Here is a 17,729-nt window from a genome sequence, read left to right as displayed (position 1 = left end):
CCGCGCCGCAAGCAACGACGGCTTTACCTCCAGACGCGAACCGGTTACCGACGGGGCCGCAACCGGTCCGGCTTGGCACACTTTTAGATATGAATAACAATTCAATACTAGGGATCGAGACAGAGGATGCCGCGGACACGCGCCCGATTCTCGTCATCCCCTATATGTGGATTGGGGATTTTGTGCGTGGCCACACCGTGATCCGGGTGCTCCGGAAGCGCTGGCCCAATCGACCGGTCGACCTGCTGGTCACCCGGCTGTGTGCCCCCCTGGTGGATTACATGCCGGGGGTTCGCGCCGGAATTGTGTCCGACCTGCCCCGGAGCCGGCTGGCGCTCGGCCGGCAGCGGACACTCGCGGCCGAGCTCCGGGGCCGGAACTACGCCACCGCCCTGGTGCTGCCGGGCACCTGGAAGTCCGCCATTGCACCGACATTGGCCGGCATCCCGGAGCGGGTCGGTTTCTTCGGCGAAGCCCGGTTCGGCCTAATCAATTCGATGCGGTGGGGCGAGAAGAAGCTGCCGCGGTTCATCGACCAGAATGCATCGCTGGCGCTGCCCGACGGCGCGGCACTGCCGTCGGAATGGCCGGTGCCGCAGCTCCAGGTTCCCGCCGACGAGGTCGCGCGATGGCGGCAGGCCAACGGCCTGGGCACGGGCCCGGCCATCGCACTGGGGCCCGGCTCGGTCGGCGCCTCGAAGCGCTGGACCTACTATCCGGAGGCGGCGCGGCTGTTCGCCGAGCGTGGATTTGACGTCTGGGTGATCGGCGGCCCTGCCGAAAAACCGCTGGCGCAGGAGATCGTCGCAGCCGGCGGCGCCCGGGTCCGCGATCTTACCGGCACCGACCTACGCAATGGCGTGCTGGCGATGGCCGCGGCCAGCGTTGCGATATCAAACGATTCCGGGCTGATGCACATCGCAGCTGCGATCGGCACGCCAACCATGGGCATTTTCGGCCCGACCAGCCCCTATCTCTGGGCCCCCATCAACGGCCTCGCCGCCACCATGCAGCAGACCAAGGCGAAGCTGTCGTGCCAACCGTGCCAGAGCACGATCTGCCGGATGAACGACCATCGCTGCATGCGCGACCTCCCCGCCATCGACGTCGTCGAGACCGCCCAGCACGTGCTGGCTCAGATCAGCGCCCGATAGACTGCGGCGATCGCATTTGCTTCCGCGTCCAGGCTGAACTTATCCACAGCCCGCGCCTGCGCCCGCGCACCCATCGCCGTCGCCGCGGCCGGATCGTGCATCAGCGGCTCCAGCGCCGCCACCAACGCATCGACATCGCCGGGCGGCGTCAGCACACCGGTGACGCCGTCCTCGACCACGAACTCCGCGGCTCCTGCCCGCGCCGCCACCAGCGCGGCACCTACCGACATCGCCTCGATCAAGGTCAGGCCAAAGCCCTCGTTGCGCGAGGTGAAGGCGTAGATCGTCAGCCGCTGGTACCAGCGCACGACGTCCTCGATCGGAAGCTCGCCGGTGATGATCACGCGCGATTGCAGGCCCGCCGCCTCGATGCGTCGCTTCAGGTCGTTCGCGAACGCCTGCTGCTCCGGCACGACGGCGCCGACGATCACAGCGGTGAATTCGGGATAGCGCGGCAATAGCCTGCACATCGCGTCGACGAAGACGTCGGTGCCCTTTTGCGCGCGCACCCGGCCGAAGCATCCGATCGCATAGCGGCCCGGCAATCCGCTCTCGGCAAAGGCCGCCGCACGATCGGCCGGCGGCACGTAGCGATCGGTGTCGACACCGTGCATCACCACCGTCGCTTCACGCTTGAGATAGGATGCCGAAAGCGGGCTGGTCGCGATGATCGCGTCCATCTTGCGGATCAACCAGCGCGTCAGCCAGGTGTGATGCCGCTGCGCCGCAGAGGTGAAGATGAGCTTCAGCGGCCAGCCGAGCCCGCGCAGCAGGAGCCCCGCGATCATCTCGTCGTTGCGCCGCGCGTGCCAGATCACAGGCGTGCGGCGGCGCCACAGCCGCATCAGATCGAGAAATCCCATCGCCGCAATGCCGTCGGGCCGATGCGTGCCGAACCATGCCGCGCGAAACATCCGCGCGAGCTTCGGCGCGACCATGCGGTTGGTCGCGGTGACGCCTGAATAGCGTCTGTGCAGGTTCGGCACGATAAGTTCGAGCTCGCCGGCAGATATGTTCTCGATCGGCACGCAAGTCTCCGTTTCGCGCCAGTTCCTATACGCAACATTAAGCATAGTGGCCAGTTCAGCCGCGACGAAACCCCCTCTTCACCGCGACGCCGCTAGCATCCCCGGCAAATAGAACGGGAGAGCAGCATCCATGACCGTGCTTGTGACCGGCGGCGCCGGCTACATCGGAAGTCACATGGTTCACGCGCTGGTCGATGCCGGCGAAAGCGTGGTCGTGATCGACAATCTCTCCACAGGTTTCTCCGCATTCCTGCCCGAGGGCGTGCCGCTGTTCATCGGCGACGCCGGCGACGAGAACCTCGTCGAGGGCGTGATCGCCCAGCACAAGATCGAGAGCATTATCCATTTCGCCGGCTCTGTCGTGGTGCCGGACTCGATGCGCGATCCGCTTGGCTATTACCGCAACAACACCATGACGACCCGCAGCCTGCTCAATGTCGCGGTCAAGCGCGGCGTCAAGCGCTTCATCTTCTCCTCGACCGCCGCCGTCTACGGCAATCCGGACCACGTGCCGGTGCCCGAGATTGCGCCGACGCGGCCGCTGTCGCCCTACGGCTCGTCGAAGCTGATGACCGAGATCATGCTGCACGACGTCGCCACCGCCCATGGCATGGGCTACGTCGTGCTGCGCTATTTCAACGTCGCCGGCGCTGACCCGAAAGGACGGGCCGGCCTTGCCACCGTCGGCGCTACCCATCTGCTCAAGATCGCGGTCGAGGCCGCGACCGGGCAGCGCGCCAAGATCGACGTGTTCGGCACCGACTATCCGACGCATGACGGCAGTTGCATTCGCGACTTCATCCATGTCAGCGACCTCGTCGAGGCGCATCGTTCGGCGCTGTCCTACCTGCGCGCCGGCGGCCAATCGGTGACGCTGAACTGCGGCTATGGCCGCGGCTATTCCGTGCTCGAGACGATCGAGGTGGTGCGCCGTGTCTCGATGCGCAATTTCGCCGTCGCCTATGCGGCACGGCGGCCCGGCGATATCATGACAATGGTGGCCGATACCGGCCGCATCCGCGCGCTGCTTGACTGGACGCCGCGCTACGACAATCTCGAGACCATCGCGACCCACGCGCTGAACTGGGAAGAGAAGCTGTTCCGGGAGCGCGGCGGGCTTCCGCTACAGGCAGAATCGGCCTGAAAATCAAGCCGTTATTGGGCTTGAAAAAGCGCCGACAAGCGGGCAAGGAGGTTTCCGCAACCCTGACGGCCGGCAAGGCCTGCCGTCAATGGAACGCGGATGGCCCAGTTTCCAAAGAAAATCACCGACGATCCCTATGGCGCGGCGATCCTGATTCGCCGCCTGGTCATGGAACAGGGGGTCACTTACTGGCGGCGTTATTTGGTGGCGTTCGCGCTGATGGCCGTTGCGGCCGGCTCGACCGCGGGCGCCACATACGTGCTCGGCCAGGTGATCAATCAGGCCTATATCGATAAGAACATCCCCGGCATCGCCATGTTTGCCGGAATTACGGTCGTGTTGCTGTTCATCAAAGGCGTGGCGACCTACGGCCACATGGTGATCCTCAACAAGATCTCCAACGCCATCCTCGCCAGCAATCAAAGACGGTTGTTCGCCAAGCTGATGAGCGAGAGCATCGGCTTTTTCTCGCAGCGGCATTCGTCGGAATTCCTGGCGCGGCTGACGGCCGGCGCCAAGTCGATCACCGATGTGCTCAACATGCTGGTGAACGCGATCGGCCGCGACTTCCTGATGCTGGTCGCCATGATCGGTGTGATGGTGTGGCAGGATCCGCTGATGTCGTTCATCGGGCTCGTCGCGGTGCCGCCGGCGATGCTGGTGCTGCGCAAGTTGGTGAAGCGGATCAAGGGCCTCGCCTACAACCAGTTCACGGGCACCGCCGACATCCTGGAGACGATGCAGGAATCGCTGCAGGGCATCCGCACCGTGAAGGCGTTCACGCTCGAAGACACCATGCAGCAGCGGATCGACGAGAACATCGCGATCGTCGAGCGCAACGCCAACAAGATGGCGCGCGTCGCCAACCGTTCCAATCCGCTGATGGAGATGCTCGGCGGCTTTGCCGTCGCCGGCTGCCTGCTCTATGGCGGCTACAGCGTGGTGGCTCTCGGCGCCACTCCGGGCCAGTTCTTCTCGTTCCTGACCGCCTTTCTGATGGCGACCGAGCCGGCCAAGCGCCTGGCGCGGCTCAACATCGACCTCAACAGTCAGTTGGTCGGTGCGCGGATGCTGCTCGAGGTGGTCGACAGCCCGGCGAGCGAGCAGGCCGACGACGACAAGCCGGCGCTGAAGCTCTCCGACGCGAGGATCGAATTGCGCGACGTCAGCTTCGCCTATCGCGACGGTGAGCCGGTGCTGACCCGCATGAGCTTCGTCGCCGAGCCGGGCAAGGTCACCGCCCTGGTCGGTCCCTCCGGTGGCGGCAAGTCGACGGTGCTCGCCTTGCTGCTCCGCTTCTACGAGACGCGCGAGGGCGAGATCCTGATCGACGGGCAGTCGATCTCGTCGGTGTCGCGCAAGTCGCTGCGCCAGCAGACGGCCTATGTCGGCCAGGACGTCTATCTGTTCCGCGACACCATCCGCGCCAACATCGCCTTCGGCAAGGAGGGCGCCACCGAGGCCGAGATCATCGAGGCGGCGAAGGCCGCCTGCGCACACGACTTCATCATGAGCTTCCCGCTCGGCTACGACACGCCGGTCGGCGAGCACGGCACCCAGCTCTCCGGCGGCCAGCGCCAGCGCATCGCGGTCGCCCGCGCGCTGATCAAGAACGCGCCGATCATCCTGCTTGACGAGGCCACCGCCGCGCTCGATTCCGAATCCGAGAAGCAGGTGCAGGAGGCGATCGAGCATCTCTGCCAGAACCGCACCACCATCGTGATCGCGCACCGCCTGCACACCATCATGCATGCCGACGCGATCCTGGTGGTCGAGGGCGGCGAGATCGTCGAGCGCGGACGGCACGAGGAGCTGCTGCGCCGCGGCGGCCGCTACGCCTCGTTCTTCCGCTTGCAGCATCACCACGACCCGTCCCCGCTGGCGTTGGCGCCGATCAGCGCCACCGGCTAGATCAAGTTCACCTCAAGAGCAGCGAGACCGCCTCATGAACGCCGCCTCCTACGTCATCCCGCTTCCGCCGCAGCCCTCGCTTCCCGTCGTCGGCGAGGCGAGCGCCTACCCGGTGCGCCGCATCTGGTGCGTCGGGCGCAACTATCTCGAGCATATCCGCGAGATGGGCAACGACGAGCGCGCGCCGCCGTTCTTCTTCGCCAAGCATGCCGACATGCTGGTGTCCGACGGCGCCACCATTCCCTATCCGCCGCTGACCAAGGACCTGCATCACGAGGTCGAGCTGGTGGTCGCGATGAAGAGCGGCGGACTGAACATCCCCGCCGACAAGGCGCTCGAGCATGTCTACGGCTATGCCGTCGGCATCGACCTGACCCGCCGCGACCTGCAGATTGCTTCGCGCAAGAAGGAGCGCCCATGGGAAGTCGGCAAGTCGTTCGACTATTCCGCGCCCTGCTCCGCGATCGAACCGGCATCGAAGATCGGCCATCCCTCGAAGGGCAAGATCTGGCTTACCGTCAACGGCAAGGAAGCCCAGAAGGGCGATCTCACCGAGCTGATCTGGAGCGTGCCGGAAATCATCTGGCAGCTCTCCCAGCAGGTGAAGCTCGCCGCCGGCGACATCATCATGACCGGCACTCCGGCCGGCGTCTCCCAGCTCCAGCCCGGCGACAAGCTCGAATGCGGCGTCGACGGCGTCGGCACGCTGAAGGTTGCGATCGGCAAGCCGGAATAAGCCAACCTCAAAGAATCACGCCAAGCCCCGGACGTCGCGTCCGGGGCTTTTTGCTGGGCGTGTGCTCAGCGCATCGCGCCAGGCATGCAGGGCGGCTCCGTAAACGGAGCGGTTGCGAAAGATCCAACGTTCGGCGCGCGCATGCAATCGACGGTCTTGCTGCTGGCCGTTGTCGACGCATGGGCGCGCCGTGACGCGGCATTGCCCCCGGCGGCGGAAGCCTGAGCCGAATATGCAGCTGCCGCAACCAGAGCAACCGCCACGAAGGTCAATTTGGTCATAGGTTTCTCCACAGGGTGGTGGAAGCCGGGGCAAGCCCCGCTCCTGTGACCAAGAGCGATTTGTGGTCGAAGTTATTTCATCACGCCCGATCACCGGCGCGAGCGCCTGATCAAGGCGAGCAACGGGTTTGCAGGATTTGGGCGGCCGGTCTTCTCTAATGCTTTTCGGGGGCCCGTGCCGCAGACGGGCCGAGATGCGTCTTCTCATATTCCAGCCACAGCTCGAGCAGCGCCATGAACGCCACCACCGCTCCGGCGGCGATGCTGAAATGCATCGCGCGGCTATGCGTGAAGCCGAGCAGCCATGGCGAGACGATCAGCCACAAGCCCACGAACACGTTGACCCACTCTTCCCAGACAGAAAACGCAACAATCGCCGCCAGCGACAGCACGGCGATCACGGCACCGCTGGTCCTGAGATCGATCGCCGCCGTCTGGTTGGCGTGCGCGAACAGCCACGGTGCGGCGAGCAGGAAGATGGATGCCACCAGATTGTAGAGATCAAGCGCCGATTCACTTCGCCATTTGATCATGTCGATGCCTCCCTTGCTTGCTTCAAACTCTCGCTGCTTCAAGCGCGCCGCTCATGCGCGCCGACCGCGTTGATATCCTTGCCCGTGTAGTCGGTCATCAGCGCGGTCGCGATCAGCGTGATGACCGCGCAAATCGCGATATAGATTGCGATCGCGGTCGCGGACTTGAAGGTGCCAAACAGCCAGGCTGCGATCAGCGGCGCGGGGCCGCCGGCGATGACAGATGCGAGCTGATAGCCGAGCGACGCGCCGCTGTAGCGCAGGCGTCCGGTGAAGCTCTCGGCGATCAGGGCGGCCTGCGGGCCGTACTGCATGTCGTGCGGGATCAGCGACAGCACGATCGCGAGAAAGATGATCGGCTCCGATCCGGTATTGAGCATCGCGAAGTAGATGAAGCCGAAGACGCCGGTCACGACGGCCCCGATCATGTACATGTTCTTGCGGCCGATCTGGTCGGACACGTACCCGGACACCGGGATCGCGACGAACGACACCACCGAAGCCGCGAGCACCGCGGTCAGCAGCAGGTCGCGCGTGAGGTGAAGCGTACCGATGCCGTAGGAGAACACGAACGCGGTGAAGACGTAGAACGGCGCCTGCTCGGACATGCGCGCAAACGCGGACTGCAGAATCTCCCGCGGATATTCCTTGATCACCGTCAGCATCGGCGTTCGGTCGAGCTGACGCTCGGCGAGCAGCTTCGAGAACACTGGCGTTTCCAGAATGCCGAGCCGGATGTAGAGGCCGACGGCAACCAGGATGAGGCTGAGGGCGAACGGAATGCGCCAGCCCCAGGCCAGGAACTGATCGCCTGACATCTGGCTGAACGCCAGCACGGCGAGATTGGCGAGGAACAGGCCGCATGGCACGCCGAACTGCGGCCACGAGGCGATCAGCCCGCGCGACCGGTCGTTGCGGGCCCACTCCATCGACATCAACACCGAGCCGCCCCATTCGCCGCCGACGCCGACGCCCTGGATGAAGCGCAGTGCGGTCAGGATCACCGCGCCCCAGATGCCGATGCTCGAATAGGTCGGCACCACCGCGACCGCGGCGGTCGCCAGTCCCATCAGCAGCAGCGTCGCGATCAGCGTCGATTTGCGGCCGATGCGGTCGCCATAGTGCCCGAAAATCGCAGCACCGATCGGGCGCGCGACAAAGCCGACCGCATAGATCGCAAAGGCCTCCAGCGTACCGACCCAGGGATCGGAATGCGGAAAGAACAGCTTCGCGAACACCAGGCCGGTGACGGTGCTGTAGAGGAAGAAGTCATACCATTCGATCGCGGTTCCGACCGTGGAGGCGATGACGGCGCGACGAAGCTGGAGCTGATGCTCGGACGGACTAAGCCGGGTGGCGTCGAGGCCAAATGTTGCCATGGGATTGTCTCCCTCAGACAAGCCCCCGCGTGGAATTTGGGTGATTGTGTCGCCCGATCACAAACGGACACTGCGGCCCAAGGGTTCCAGCCGAGGTGGAACCGGAGGCTAGAACTTTAGTCGGCCGTAGAGGGATGAGATGAGCCGAAGGCGTATCGGCCATCGCCCCGCGCACCGAATGGCGGATTACGCTTCACAGCTCTTATGCAAGCCGCCTGGAAGGCGCGACAGCCTCTCAATTGTCACTTTCCCAATTACCCTCTTGGCCTTGGGGCACGCAAAGGACCAGCTATGGACGAGACCTTGATTTACGACGTGGGCGCCCACAAGGGCGAGGACACTGAATTCTACTTGAGAAAGGGATTTCGTGTCGTCGCCATAGAGGCGATGCCGGAATTCTGCGAGTCCATCAGCAAGCGCTTTTCGGAATACGTCACGTCGGGCGCGCTCTCAGTGGTCAATGTTGCCGTTTCCAACTCGCCTGGGAACGTCAACTTTTATGTCGACGATCGTGTTTCGGAATGGGGAACAACCAATCCGGATTGGTCCGAAAGAAACAGGAATTTTGGCGCAGGCGTGGGCCGAACGTTGAAGATACAAGCCGCTAAACTCGCGGACGTTGTGAAGCAGCACGGCACCCCGCGATACTGCAAGATCGATATCGAAGGCAACGACCTCGACGCCCTGGCGTCTCTGGAGGGCCTTTCCGAGCTGCCCAAATTCGTATCCATCGAGTCCGACAAGACGAGCTGGAAAAGGCTCATCGAAGAGTTCGAGACCTTCGAAAAGCTGGGATACCGGAAATACAGAATAATAGACCAGTCACTCGTCTCCATGCAGAAATGTCCAGCGATTCCGAAGGAAGGAAAGTTTGTCGATTGGCAGTTCAGGACCGGAAGCAGCGGCCTTTTCGGAAATGAGTTACCTGGAACATGGGTCAGTGCGCTTGAAGCCATCGAGCACTACAAAAGCATATTTCGCGGATATGCGATCAATGGAGACCTTGGACTGTTCGGCGGCGGCGCGAAAAGCATGTTTAATATGGTCGGCAAGCTTCAAGAGAAGATGTTTCGCCTCAAGGGTTCAAAAAAATACTTGAATCCGGCGACGCAATTCCCGCCGCCCGGCTGGTACGATACCCATGCGATGAGGGAGTGATTGCCTGGAGATGGAGCTGTTCTACGGTGCCCCGCTCGCGTCGTGTCGCGGGGCCGTAGAGCGGCCGATCAGGCGTCGCTGATGCGCCCCACGCGCTAAGGCCGATCGCTTCGGCGATACCGTGCGTAACGGGGTGTCCAGACCTTGGCACGGATGCGCTGCTCGATCTGGTCGATCGCAACATCGGTGAGACCTTCCTTGTGCGCGCCCGGTCGACCTTGAACCGGACGCTGTCGCGCGTGATCGGCGGGAACGGGCTGCCGACGACTCGCGCTCGGCCTCGGAGAACGCCGTGCCCTTGTTGAGCTGCGGATCGGCCAGCAACTCGTATCCGCTCAGCGCGGTGGTGGCGAAATCTCCAGACGACTCCGACATGACAACGCCAATCAGTGCGGAATGCCGGGCTGAACCGTAGCACTTCGACGCCAGCGATCGGAGCGCGAAGGCACCCCGCTCGCCAAGTTCTTACTCAGCCGTGAGGCCGGATCGGCTGCCTCGCAGCCGCACCGGCCGTGCGTCGCCACTTTCGCGTGACGGCGCGGCGCGTGGCCACAAAGTTTTCCAAATTCAAACCTAGGCGAAATGGCGGATGGCGAAGATGGTTCGTGCACATTGGTTCTCGCTTGGTCTCGTGGTGCTGGCGCTGTCGGCGACGCATCCGGCCGCGGCCCAGGTGCCGGATTTGCGAACGGGCGGCTCGATCCCGACACTGGCGCCGCTGGTCCGCCGGATCACGCCGGCGGTCGTCAACATCTCCGTGCATGGCCGGGTGCGCGAGGACAACCCGCTCTACCGCGATCCCGTCTTCCGCGAGTTCTTCGATGTTCCGAAGCAGATCGAGCACGAGGTCAACGCCGCCGGCTCCGGCGTGATCGTCGATGCCCAGCGCGGCTATGTCCTGACCAACAACCATGTCGTCGAAGGCGCATCCGTCGTTCAGATCACGACCAAGGACAGCCGGCAGTTCGCCGCGAAGGTGATCGGCCGCGATCCGCCGACCGACGTCGCCGTGCTGCAGATTGAAAATCCTGGCGACCTCAAGGCGCTTCCGCTCGGCGACAGCGACGCGCTCGAGGTCGGCGACTTCGTGCTCGCGATCGGCAATCCCTTCGGCCTCGGCCAGACCGTCACCTCGGGCCTTGTCAGCGCGCTCGGCCGCACCGGCCTCGCCAAGCAAGGTTACGAGGATTTCATCCAGACCGATGCCGCGATCAATCCGGGCAATTCCGGCGGCGCACTGGTCAGCCTGCGCGCCGAGCTTGTCGGCATCAACTCGGCGATCATCTCGCCCGCCGGCGGCAATGTCGGGATCGGCTTTGCGATTCCCGTCAACATGGCGCGGCGGGTGATGGAGCAGATCATCGCCACCGGGCATGTCGAGCGCGGCCGCATCGGCGTCGCGCTGCAGGACCTGCGTCCGTCCAGCAACAGGGGCCGCACCGAAGGCGCTGTCATCGCCGAGGTCGCGGCGGATTCGCCAGCGGAGAGAGCAGGCCTGCGCAAGGGCGACATCGTCACCATGGCCGACGGCCACCCGATCCGCACCGCGGCGCAGCTCCGCAATCTGGTGGGCCTCGCCCGGATCGGCCAGGACGTCAGACTCACGCTCGAACGCGAGGGCGGGCCCGCCGACGTTGTCGTTCGGGTGGCGCCTCCGCTCGCCCGCAACGGCGCGCTCGCCGACAGAAATCGCCTCATTCGCTGAGACCGATCACGCCACGCGCGCGTGATCCGCGACCGACGCGCCGATGATCGGCACGGTGCACCTGCCTCACGCATCATCGTGATTGCGCGAGAGCGGTCAGCGACCGCTGCCGACCGTGACTGGCGTGATCGTGCAGAAGACCGGGTCGTTCCGGCGCTCGTCGTCGGCGCCTTGATCGGTGTGGTCTCGGCGGGATGCTATCTGTTCATCGTCGATCAGCCGATCACGGTGGCCGACATGGCTGCCGTGTCCGACACCAAGGTCGGTTCGCTCGGCGTCGAAGCCAAATGGGAATCGTAGGTCTGAACGTATCGGGCCGCTGGGCTTCTAAAGCGTGACGAGATGAGGTTGAGCTGGAGCGGCAACGGAGGTTCACCTCTCCCTCGGGAGAGATCGGCGCGTAGCGCCGGGTGAGGGGAACGGTCTCCGTTAGAGCCACGGCCCCTCACCCGATTTGCTTCGCAAATCGACCTCTCCCCGTCGGGGAAGGGTGAACCGCCTCTGCGGCCGAACCGATTCGATCCTAACTCATCTTGCGCTATGCCAGACGGCACGCTGACATCGCGCATCCGTGATGCCCACACTGCAAAACAGAAAAGCCGCGGAGCTCGCTCCTGGGCTTTTTATCCGGCGGAGCAGAGCAGACATCCAGCGCTCTACGATTGAAATAGACTCTCCTGAGGCACGTGCCATAGTGGCGCTGCGACAAGGTCAGTCTCAGGCAGACCAATCCGAGAGGCGTGGAGGATCACATGCCATCAAACTTCGTCGCCAAAGGTGCAGATGGCTATGACGCCATCATGGGACGCTGGAGTCGGCGGCTGGCCGCACCATTCCTCGAATTTTCTGGTGTGCCATCCCGCGGCCGTGTACTCGATGCGGGATGTGGTACTGGCAGTCTGACCTTTGCGTTAGCGGCTCATCCTGATCTTGCAGCGATCGAGGCCGTGGATTTCGAGGAAGGCTTTGTGGCCGCTCTGCGCAAGCGCTCGACCGACCCCAGAATAAGAGCGCAACCGGGTGATGTCTGTGCATTGCCCTATGGGGACAAAGAGCTCGACGGCGTCTACTCCCTGTTGGTCCTCCACTTCGTGTCAGATCCGCATCAAGCGGTGCGGGAAATGCGGCGGGTCCTGCGGCCTGGCGCTACGGCCGCCGCGACGGTCTGGGACAATTACGGCGGCATGCCAAGTTGGCGCTTGTTCTGGAACACGATCCTTGCGCTTGAGCCGGAAGCGGCCGGCACAAGCGCGGCAGTCACCAAGCGGCCCCTGACCGGCGAGGGCGAGTTGCGCGCTGCGTTCGAGAATGCGGGTTTTGCGGGAGTTGCAGATACGATGCTCGCCATCCGTATGGACTATGCCAATTTCGACGATTTCTGGCACCCCATGGTCTACGGACAGGGGACCTTTGGGAATTTTTTTGACGCGTTACCCGAGACGCGGCGCGAGCGGCTTCGAGGCGCGGTGAGAGCGGCCTATCTCGCCGGCGACAGCGATGGCCCTCGCGGATTTGCGAGCGTTGCTTGGGCGGTCCGAGGCACTGCTTAACGCTGTTGCGGCAGACTATGCAGATGCGTTCGCGAAAGGCAGACTCGCCCAATTGACGCTGCAACATTAGTATTTAGCTTGTCGCAAACCGGCAGCGCCGCCGCGATCACCGCAGCGCCGACACCACGATCAGGCCGAGGATCAACGCGGTCACCGAGTACTTCAGCGTGTAGTACAGGTTGCGATTCCACTCCTTGACCTTGCGGCTCGCGAGATGGAGCTCGTAGAGCTTGCCGAACACCTTGTTCAGCGCGCCGACATGCTCGCCGTCGACGTTCTGCGTGGCCGACGCCTTGACGATGTTGTGGCTGACCCAGCGGTTCATCCTGGTCATGAAGCGGTACTTCATCGGGCGCTCGACGTCGCAGAACAGGATGATGCGGTTGACATCGGTCTTGTTCTCGGCGCTGTGGATGAAGGTCTCGTCGAACATGAAGGCTTCGCCGTCGCGCCAGACGCATTCGACGCCGTCGACGAGAATGCGGCACTGGTTCGAGTTCGGCGTCACCAGGCCGAGGTGATAGCGCAGCGATCCGGCGAAGGGATCGCGATGCGCGCCGAGCTTGCCGCCCGGCGGCAGCATCGCGAACATCGCGCCGTGCACGTTCGGGATCGAGTTCAACAGCTCGACCGTCTTCGGGCACAGCGTGCGCGCCGACGGCAGGAAGTCGTCGTACCATTTCAGGTAGAAGCGCTTCCAGCCGCTCTTGAAGAAGGAATAGAAGCCCCAGTCGTTGTTCTTCGCCGCGGCGCGGATGAAGCCTTCGTCGAACAGGCGCGTCGCCTCGTCGCGAATCGTCTCCCAATTGTCGGAGAGCTTCTTCAGCTCGGGAAACTGCTCGACCGGAATCACCGGCGTGTTCGGCACTGCCGAGCCCGCATACATCAGCACGTTGTAAGGCGCGAGATAGGTCGAGTGATCGCCGAGCTGGCGCGCGAACCGCAGCCGTTGCTTGCCGCGGAAGTGCACATAAAGCGTGGAAGCCACCAGCACGTAGAGAATGACGAGCTGCGGCGCAAAGAGCTGTCTCAACATTGATCCGTCTACGATCGCGGCCCCCCGACGCCGTCCGTTCCCCTCGCCCTGCCCCGCAAGAGCCGATCCGGCTGGCGCATGGCCCAGGACAGACGGAGGATCAGAGCACATCGCGTCCGCGAAATTCCCCTTGTTTCATAGCGAGTTGGCTCGCCGGCAGGATCCGGCACCGAACCCGAAGCGCTGCCGAGGCACCATCCCAGCCCGATCTTGTAAGCGTTCGCTCACCAATTGTGAAGCGTCGCGCCGGCCACACCTGCGGACTTTCGTCTTCAAATTGCGGAGCCGAACGCAGTGGACTTCGTGGACTAATTTGCCATTGACAAATGAATTAGATAGTTACTAATCGCAGGAACACGCCGCAGAACGGCGAAGGTTCAGGAAGGGAGGAACGATGAGACACATTTTGGCAGTCGCCATTCTTGCGGCCATGACATCGGCCGCTCAGGCCCAGGTCTCCGATGACGTCGTGCGCATTGGGGTGCTGACCGACCTGTCGGGCTGGGGCCGCGATAATTCGGGCCCGGGTTCGGTCGAGGCGGCCAAGATGGCGGTGGAGGAGTTCGGGCCGACGGTGCTCGGCAAGCCGGTCGAGATCATCAGTGCGGACCACCAGATGAAGACCGATGTCGGCGTGCAGATCGTGCGCGGCTGGTTCGACAACGGCAAGGTCGATGCGGTGGTCGACATCCCCAACTCCGGCATCGCGATCGCCGTCCACAACATGGTTCGCGAGCGCAACAAGATCGCGCTGCTGTCCGGTCCCGGCGCGAGCTCGCTGACGGATGAGCTGTGCAGCCCCAACACCGTACACTTCACCTACGACACCTACGCGCTGTCGAAGGTGACGGCTTCGGCGGTGATCCAGCAAGGCGGCAAGTCCTGGTACTTCATCACGGCGGACTACGCCTTCGGCCAGCAGCTCGAGAAGGACGCCACGCGCTTCATCAATGAGCTGGGCGGCAAGGTGCTCGGCAGCGTTCGGCACCCGACCAACACCGCCGACTTCTCCTCCTTCGCCCTTCAGGCGCAAAGCTCGAAGGCCGACGTGGTCGCCTTCGCCAATGCCGGCCAGGACACCGACAATGCGATCAAGCAGGCCGGCGAATTCGGTCTCGTGCAGGGCGGCCAGAAGCTCGTCGGTCTCTTGATGTTCGACACCGATATCCACGCGATCGGATTGAAGGCGGCCCAAGGCACCTACATGACCACGGCGTCGTACTGGAACATGGACGACAAGACCCGGGCGTGGTCGAGGAAGTTCTACGAACGCACCAAGGTAATGCCGACCATGATCCAGACCGGCGTCTACGGCTCGGTGCTGCATTATCTGAAGGCGATCAAGGCGGCCGGCACCGACGATCCGCAGAAGGTGATGGCCAAGATGCGCGAGCTGCCGATCGAGGACACGTTCGTCCACGGCGGCAAGCTGCGCGAGGACGGCCGCGTGATCCGCGACATGTATCTCGCCAAGGTGAAGTCGCCGTCGGAATCCAAGGAGCCGTGGGACTATCTCGATATCGTCAAGACCGTGAAGGGCGAGGATGCATTCCGTCCAGTGTCGGAGTCGAAGTGCCCGCTGTTGAAGAAATAGGATCGGTCGCATGGCAGACAACGCGCAAGAGACCTACGAATGCGACGCGCTTGTGGTCGGCTCCGGTTGCAGCGGCCTGTCGGCCGCGGTCACCGCGGCCCACCACGGGCTGAAGGTCCTCGTCGTCGAGAAGGAGCCGCGGTTCGGCGGCACCACTGCGCGTTCCGGCGGCTGGCTTTGGATCCCCGGCACGTCCCTGGCGAAAGCCTGGGGCATCGAGGAGAGCCCGGACCAGGCCAGGACCTATCTCAGGCACGAAGCCGGCAACAGCTTCGATGCCGCGCGCGTCGATGCGTTCCTCACCGAAGGGCCGAAGGCGGTCGATTTCTTCACCACCAAGACAGCGGTCCGCTTCGACATGCCGCTGACCTTCCCGGACTATCACGCCGAAGCGCCCGGCGGCGCGCAGGGTGGCCGCTCCATGGTCGCCCGCCCGTTCGACGGGCGCGAGCTCGGCGAACGCATCAAGGATCTCGGCAGCCCCCTGCCCGAGCTCACCGTGTTCGGCATGATGCTCGGCTCCGGCAAGGAGATCATCCACTTCATGCGCGCGACCCGCTCGCTGACCTCGGCGGCCTATGTCGCCAAGCGACTCTCGAAGCATGCCGGCGACGTGGTGCGCCATGGCCGCGGCATGACGCTGACCAACGGCAATGCCTTGGCCGGGCGGCTGGCCAAATCCGCCTTCGACCTGAACGTCCCGCTCTGGCTCAACTCGCCGGTGCGCCAATTGATCGTCGATGATGGCGCGGTGCGCGGCGCGGTGGTGGAACGCGAGGGCCGCACGATCCGCATCACGGCCAAGCGCGGCGTGGTGCTCGCCTGCGGTGGCTTCCCGCATGACGTCGCCCGACGGCAGAAGATGTTCCCGCATGCACCGACCGGCAAGGAGCATTACTCGCCGGGCCCGACCGGCAACACCGGCGACGGCTTGCGGCTTGCGGAGTCCGTCGGCGGCAGGGTCGAGGATTCGCTGCCCAACGCGGCAGCCTGGGTGCCGGTCTCGGTCACCACGCGCAAGGACGGCAGCAAGGGCGTGATGCCGCACTTCATCGATCGCGCCAAGCCGGGCGTGATCGCCGTGATGCGCGACGGCAAGCGCTTTGCCAACGAAGGCAACTCCTACCACGACTTCGTGCAGGAGATGATGAAGGCGGCCAAGCCCGGCGAGGAAATCGCGGCCCACCTCGTCTGCGATCACCAGACCTTGCGCAACTACGGCCTCGGCTGCGTGCCGCCGCGCCCGATGCCGCTCGGCCATCACCTCAAGACCGGTTATCTCAAGCGCGGCGCGACGCTATCGGAGCTGGCGGCGCAGACCGGCATCGACGCGAAGGGGCTCGAGGCAACCATCGCGGAGTTCAACAAGACCGCTATCGAAGGCCGCGATCCCGCCTTCGGCAAGGGCTCGCGCGCCTATAACCGCTATCAGGGCGACGCCCTGCACGGACCGAACCCTTGCGTGGCGCCGCTCGAACACGGACCGTTCTATGCGATCAAGATGGTGATCGGCGATCTCGGCACCTATGCCGGTATCGTCACCGATGCGCATGCGCGCGCGCTCGATGCCGAGGGACGCGTCATCCCCGGGCTTTACGCGGCGGGCAACGACATGGCGAGCATCATGGGTGGCAACTATCCGGGCGCCGGCATCACCCTCGGCCCCGCGCTGACCTTCGGCTACATCGCCGGCCGTCACCTTGCGGCAGGCGCTTCGGAAAGAAGCGCAGCATGAGCGCGGCCGCCCAATTGCTGGCCGGCAAGCGCACCCTCGTCACCGGTGCGGCCCACGGCAACGGACGCGCCATCGCGCGCGGGCTCGCGGCCCATGGCGCCGACGTGATGGTGACCGACATCGATCTCGCCGGCGCCGAACGAACCGCGGCCAATATCCGCGGATCCGGCCGCGCCGCCTGGGCATTTCACCTCGATGTGTCTGACGCGGAGGCCTGTCGCGCGCTGGCGCAGAGGGCCGGCCGCGAGATCGGGCCGATCGCAGTGCTGGTCAACAATGCCGGCATCATCATTCGCGAGGGGATCGATTCGCCCAAGGCGCACGACAACTGGCGGCGAGTGCTCGACGTCAATCTCACCGGCACCTTCAACGTGACCCACGCATTCCTGCCGGCGCTGCGCGAGACCCGGGGCGCAATCATCAATCTCGGTTCGATCGCCTCCTTTGTCGGGGTTGCCGACACGCTGGGCTATGCGCCGTCCAAAGGCGGCGTGAAGCTGTTGACGCAGGCGCTGGCGCGGGAGCTCGCGGCCGACGGCATCCGCGTCAACGCCATCGCACCCGGCGTGATCGCGACCGCCATGACCGAAGTGACCCGCAGCGACCCCGCCCGGCTTGCAGGATTTTTGGGCCGAACGCCGCTCGGCCGTGTCGGGGAGCCTGAGGAGCTGGTCGGGCCGGTGGTGTTTCTCGCCTCCGAACTCGCGTCGTATGTGAACGGCGTGACCATGCCCGTCGACGGAGGATTTCTGGCCGTATAAGGACGTTGTGGAGAGCTTGCAGGG

15 protein-coding genes are annotated in these 17,729 nt (G+C 64.2%); 11 read left to right on the top strand and 4 right to left on the bottom strand.

What is annotated here, in order from left to right:
• The first annotated feature begins 89 nt into the window (after window positions 1-89).
• Window positions 90-1,154: a lipopolysaccharide heptosyltransferase II gene (waaF, locus tag MTX19_RS13135; protein WP_280983963.1), complete on the top strand. Its 1,065-nt coding sequence runs from the start codon at window positions 90-92 to the stop codon at window positions 1,152-1,154.
• Here waaF and MTX19_RS13130 read toward each other — a convergent pair.
• A complete protein-coding gene (locus MTX19_RS13130) occupies window positions 1,136-2,176 on the bottom strand; it encodes a glycosyltransferase family 4 protein (protein ID WP_280984777.1) in 1,041 nt (346 codons plus the stop codon). The two genes, waaF and MTX19_RS13130, sit on opposite strands and share 19 nt — an antisense overlap.
• A 136-nt stretch (window positions 2,177-2,312) precedes the next feature.
• Here MTX19_RS13130 and galE point away from each other — a divergent pair, with 136 nt between their 5' ends.
• The 3 genes from galE to MTX19_RS13115 all read left to right on the top strand — a co-directional run bounded on the left by galE (window position 2,313) and on the right by MTX19_RS13115 (window position 5,973).
• Window positions 2,313-3,326: a UDP-glucose 4-epimerase GalE gene (galE, locus tag MTX19_RS13125; RefSeq protein WP_280983962.1), complete on the top strand. Its 1,014-nt coding sequence runs from the start codon at window positions 2,313-2,315 to the stop codon at window positions 3,324-3,326.
• A 99-nt stretch (window positions 3,327-3,425) separates the two neighbouring features.
• Window positions 3,426-5,237: an ABC transporter ATP-binding protein gene (locus MTX19_RS13120; protein WP_280983961.1), complete on the top strand. Its 1,812-nt coding sequence runs from the start codon at window positions 3,426-3,428 to the stop codon at window positions 5,235-5,237.
• 34 nt (window positions 5,238-5,271) lie between these two features.
• Complete coding sequence (locus tag MTX19_RS13115) at window positions 5,272-5,973, top strand: fumarylacetoacetate hydrolase family protein (RefSeq protein ID WP_280983960.1); 702 nt, start codon at window positions 5,272-5,274, stop codon at window positions 5,971-5,973.
• A 436-nt stretch (window positions 5,974-6,409) separates the two neighbouring features.
• On the opposite strand, the gene MTX19_RS13110 is transcribed toward MTX19_RS13115, so the two are convergent.
• The gene (locus tag MTX19_RS13110; RefSeq protein WP_280972572.1) at window positions 6,410-6,787 is read right to left on the bottom strand and encodes an SPW repeat protein; all 378 of its coding nucleotides are present in this window, start codon (window positions 6,785-6,787) and stop codon (window positions 6,410-6,412) included.
• Between the two features lie 38 nt (window positions 6,788-6,825).
• Window positions 6,826-8,166: an MFS transporter gene (locus MTX19_RS13105; RefSeq protein WP_280983959.1), complete on the bottom strand. Its 1,341-nt coding sequence runs from the start codon at window positions 8,164-8,166 to the stop codon at window positions 6,826-6,828.
• Window positions 8,167-8,457: 291 nt separating this feature from the next.
• On the opposite strand from MTX19_RS13105, the gene MTX19_RS13100 reads away from it, so the two are divergent.
• The 4 genes from MTX19_RS13100 to MTX19_RS13085 all read left to right on the top strand — a co-directional run bounded on the left by MTX19_RS13100 (window position 8,458) and on the right by MTX19_RS13085 (window position 12,579).
• Window positions 8,458-9,324 carry an FkbM family methyltransferase gene (locus MTX19_RS13100; RefSeq protein WP_280986008.1) on the top strand — a complete coding sequence of 289 codons (867 nt, stop codon included), beginning with the start codon at window positions 8,458-8,460 and terminating at the stop codon, window positions 9,322-9,324.
• A 598-nt stretch (window positions 9,325-9,922) separates the two neighbouring features.
• On the top strand, window positions 9,923-11,029 hold the full coding sequence (locus MTX19_RS13095; RefSeq protein ID WP_280986007.1) for a trypsin-like peptidase domain-containing protein: 1,107 nt from the start codon (window positions 9,923-9,925) through the stop codon (window positions 11,027-11,029).
• Between the two features lie 21 nt (window positions 11,030-11,050).
• Complete coding sequence (locus MTX19_RS13090) at window positions 11,051-11,329, top strand: hypothetical protein (protein WP_280983956.1); 279 nt, start codon at window positions 11,051-11,053, stop codon at window positions 11,327-11,329.
• Window positions 11,330-11,781: 452 nt separating this feature from the next.
• Window positions 11,782-12,579, top strand: coding sequence for a class I SAM-dependent methyltransferase (locus MTX19_RS13085; RefSeq protein ID WP_280983955.1), 798 nt, complete (start codon window positions 11,782-11,784; stop codon window positions 12,577-12,579).
• Window positions 12,580-12,685: 106 nt separating this feature from the next.
• On the opposite strand, the gene MTX19_RS13080 is transcribed toward MTX19_RS13085, so the two are convergent.
• Window positions 12,686-13,615, bottom strand: a complete 930-nt coding sequence (locus MTX19_RS13080; protein WP_280983954.1) for an aspartyl/asparaginyl beta-hydroxylase domain-containing protein — start codon at window positions 13,613-13,615, stop codon at window positions 12,686-12,688.
• Between the two features lie 394 nt (window positions 13,616-14,009).
• On the opposite strand from MTX19_RS13080, the gene MTX19_RS13075 reads away from it, so the two are divergent.
• The 3 genes from MTX19_RS13075 to MTX19_RS13065 are packed head-to-tail and all read left to right on the top strand — an operon-like array spanning window position 14,010 to window position 17,705.
• Window positions 14,010-15,209, top strand: coding sequence for an ABC transporter substrate-binding protein (locus MTX19_RS13075; RefSeq protein WP_280983953.1), 1,200 nt, complete (start codon window positions 14,010-14,012; stop codon window positions 15,207-15,209).
• A gap of 10 nt (window positions 15,210-15,219) precedes the next feature.
• Complete coding sequence (locus MTX19_RS13070) at window positions 15,220-16,944, top strand: FAD-dependent oxidoreductase (RefSeq protein ID WP_280983952.1); 1,725 nt, start codon at window positions 15,220-15,222, stop codon at window positions 16,942-16,944.
• Window positions 16,941-17,705, top strand: coding sequence for a glucose 1-dehydrogenase (locus tag MTX19_RS13065; RefSeq protein ID WP_280983951.1), 765 nt, complete (start codon window positions 16,941-16,943; stop codon window positions 17,703-17,705). The genes MTX19_RS13070 and MTX19_RS13065 overlap by 4 nt, the downstream gene beginning before the upstream one ends.
• Window positions 17,706-17,729: the final 24 nt, after the last annotated feature.

Origin of the sequence: Bradyrhizobium sp. ISRA464, assembly GCF_029910095.1 — a bacterium.
In the GTDB taxonomy this organism is placed as follows: domain Bacteria; phylum Pseudomonadota; class Alphaproteobacteria; order Rhizobiales; family Xanthobacteraceae; genus Bradyrhizobium.
The sequence above is the reverse complement of the archived record's forward strand: the minus strand, read 5'-3'. Positions and strand labels throughout refer to the sequence as shown.

Excerpts from the sequence above, each read along its gene's own strand:
- MTX19_RS13065 (WP_280983951.1), top strand. The coding sequence starts at position 16,941 with ATGAGCGCGGCCGCCCAATTGCTGGCCGGCAAGCGCACCCTCGTCACC.
- MTX19_RS13080 (WP_280983954.1), bottom strand. The coding sequence starts at position 13,615 with ATGTTGAGACAGCTCTTTGCGCCGCAGCTCGTCATTCTCTACGTGCTG.
- MTX19_RS13110 (WP_280972572.1), bottom strand. The coding sequence starts at position 6,787 with ATGATCAAATGGCGAAGTGAATCGGCGCTTGATCTCTACAATCTGGTG.
- MTX19_RS13120 (WP_280983961.1), top strand. The coding sequence starts at position 3,426 with ATGGCCCAGTTTCCAAAGAAAATCACCGACGATCCCTATGGCGCGGCG.
- MTX19_RS13115 (WP_280983960.1), top strand. The coding sequence starts at position 5,272 with ATGAACGCCGCCTCCTACGTCATCCCGCTTCCGCCGCAGCCCTCGCTT.
- waaF (WP_280983963.1), top strand. The coding sequence starts at position 90 with ATGAATAACAATTCAATACTAGGGATCGAGACAGAGGATGCCGCGGAC.
- MTX19_RS13075 (WP_280983953.1), top strand. The coding sequence starts at position 14,010 with ATGAGACACATTTTGGCAGTCGCCATTCTTGCGGCCATGACATCGGCC.
- MTX19_RS13095 (WP_280986007.1), top strand. The coding sequence starts at position 9,923 with ATGGTTCGTGCACATTGGTTCTCGCTTGGTCTCGTGGTGCTGGCGCTG.
- MTX19_RS13105 (WP_280983959.1), bottom strand. The coding sequence starts at position 8,166 with ATGGCAACATTTGGCCTCGACGCCACCCGGCTTAGTCCGTCCGAGCAT.
- galE (WP_280983962.1), top strand. The coding sequence starts at position 2,313 with ATGACCGTGCTTGTGACCGGCGGCGCCGGCTACATCGGAAGTCACATG.
- MTX19_RS13070 (WP_280983952.1), top strand. The coding sequence starts at position 15,220 with ATGGCAGACAACGCGCAAGAGACCTACGAATGCGACGCGCTTGTGGTC.
- MTX19_RS13100 (WP_280986008.1), top strand. The coding sequence starts at position 8,458 with ATGGACGAGACCTTGATTTACGACGTGGGCGCCCACAAGGGCGAGGAC.
- MTX19_RS13085 (WP_280983955.1), top strand. The coding sequence starts at position 11,782 with ATGCCATCAAACTTCGTCGCCAAAGGTGCAGATGGCTATGACGCCATC.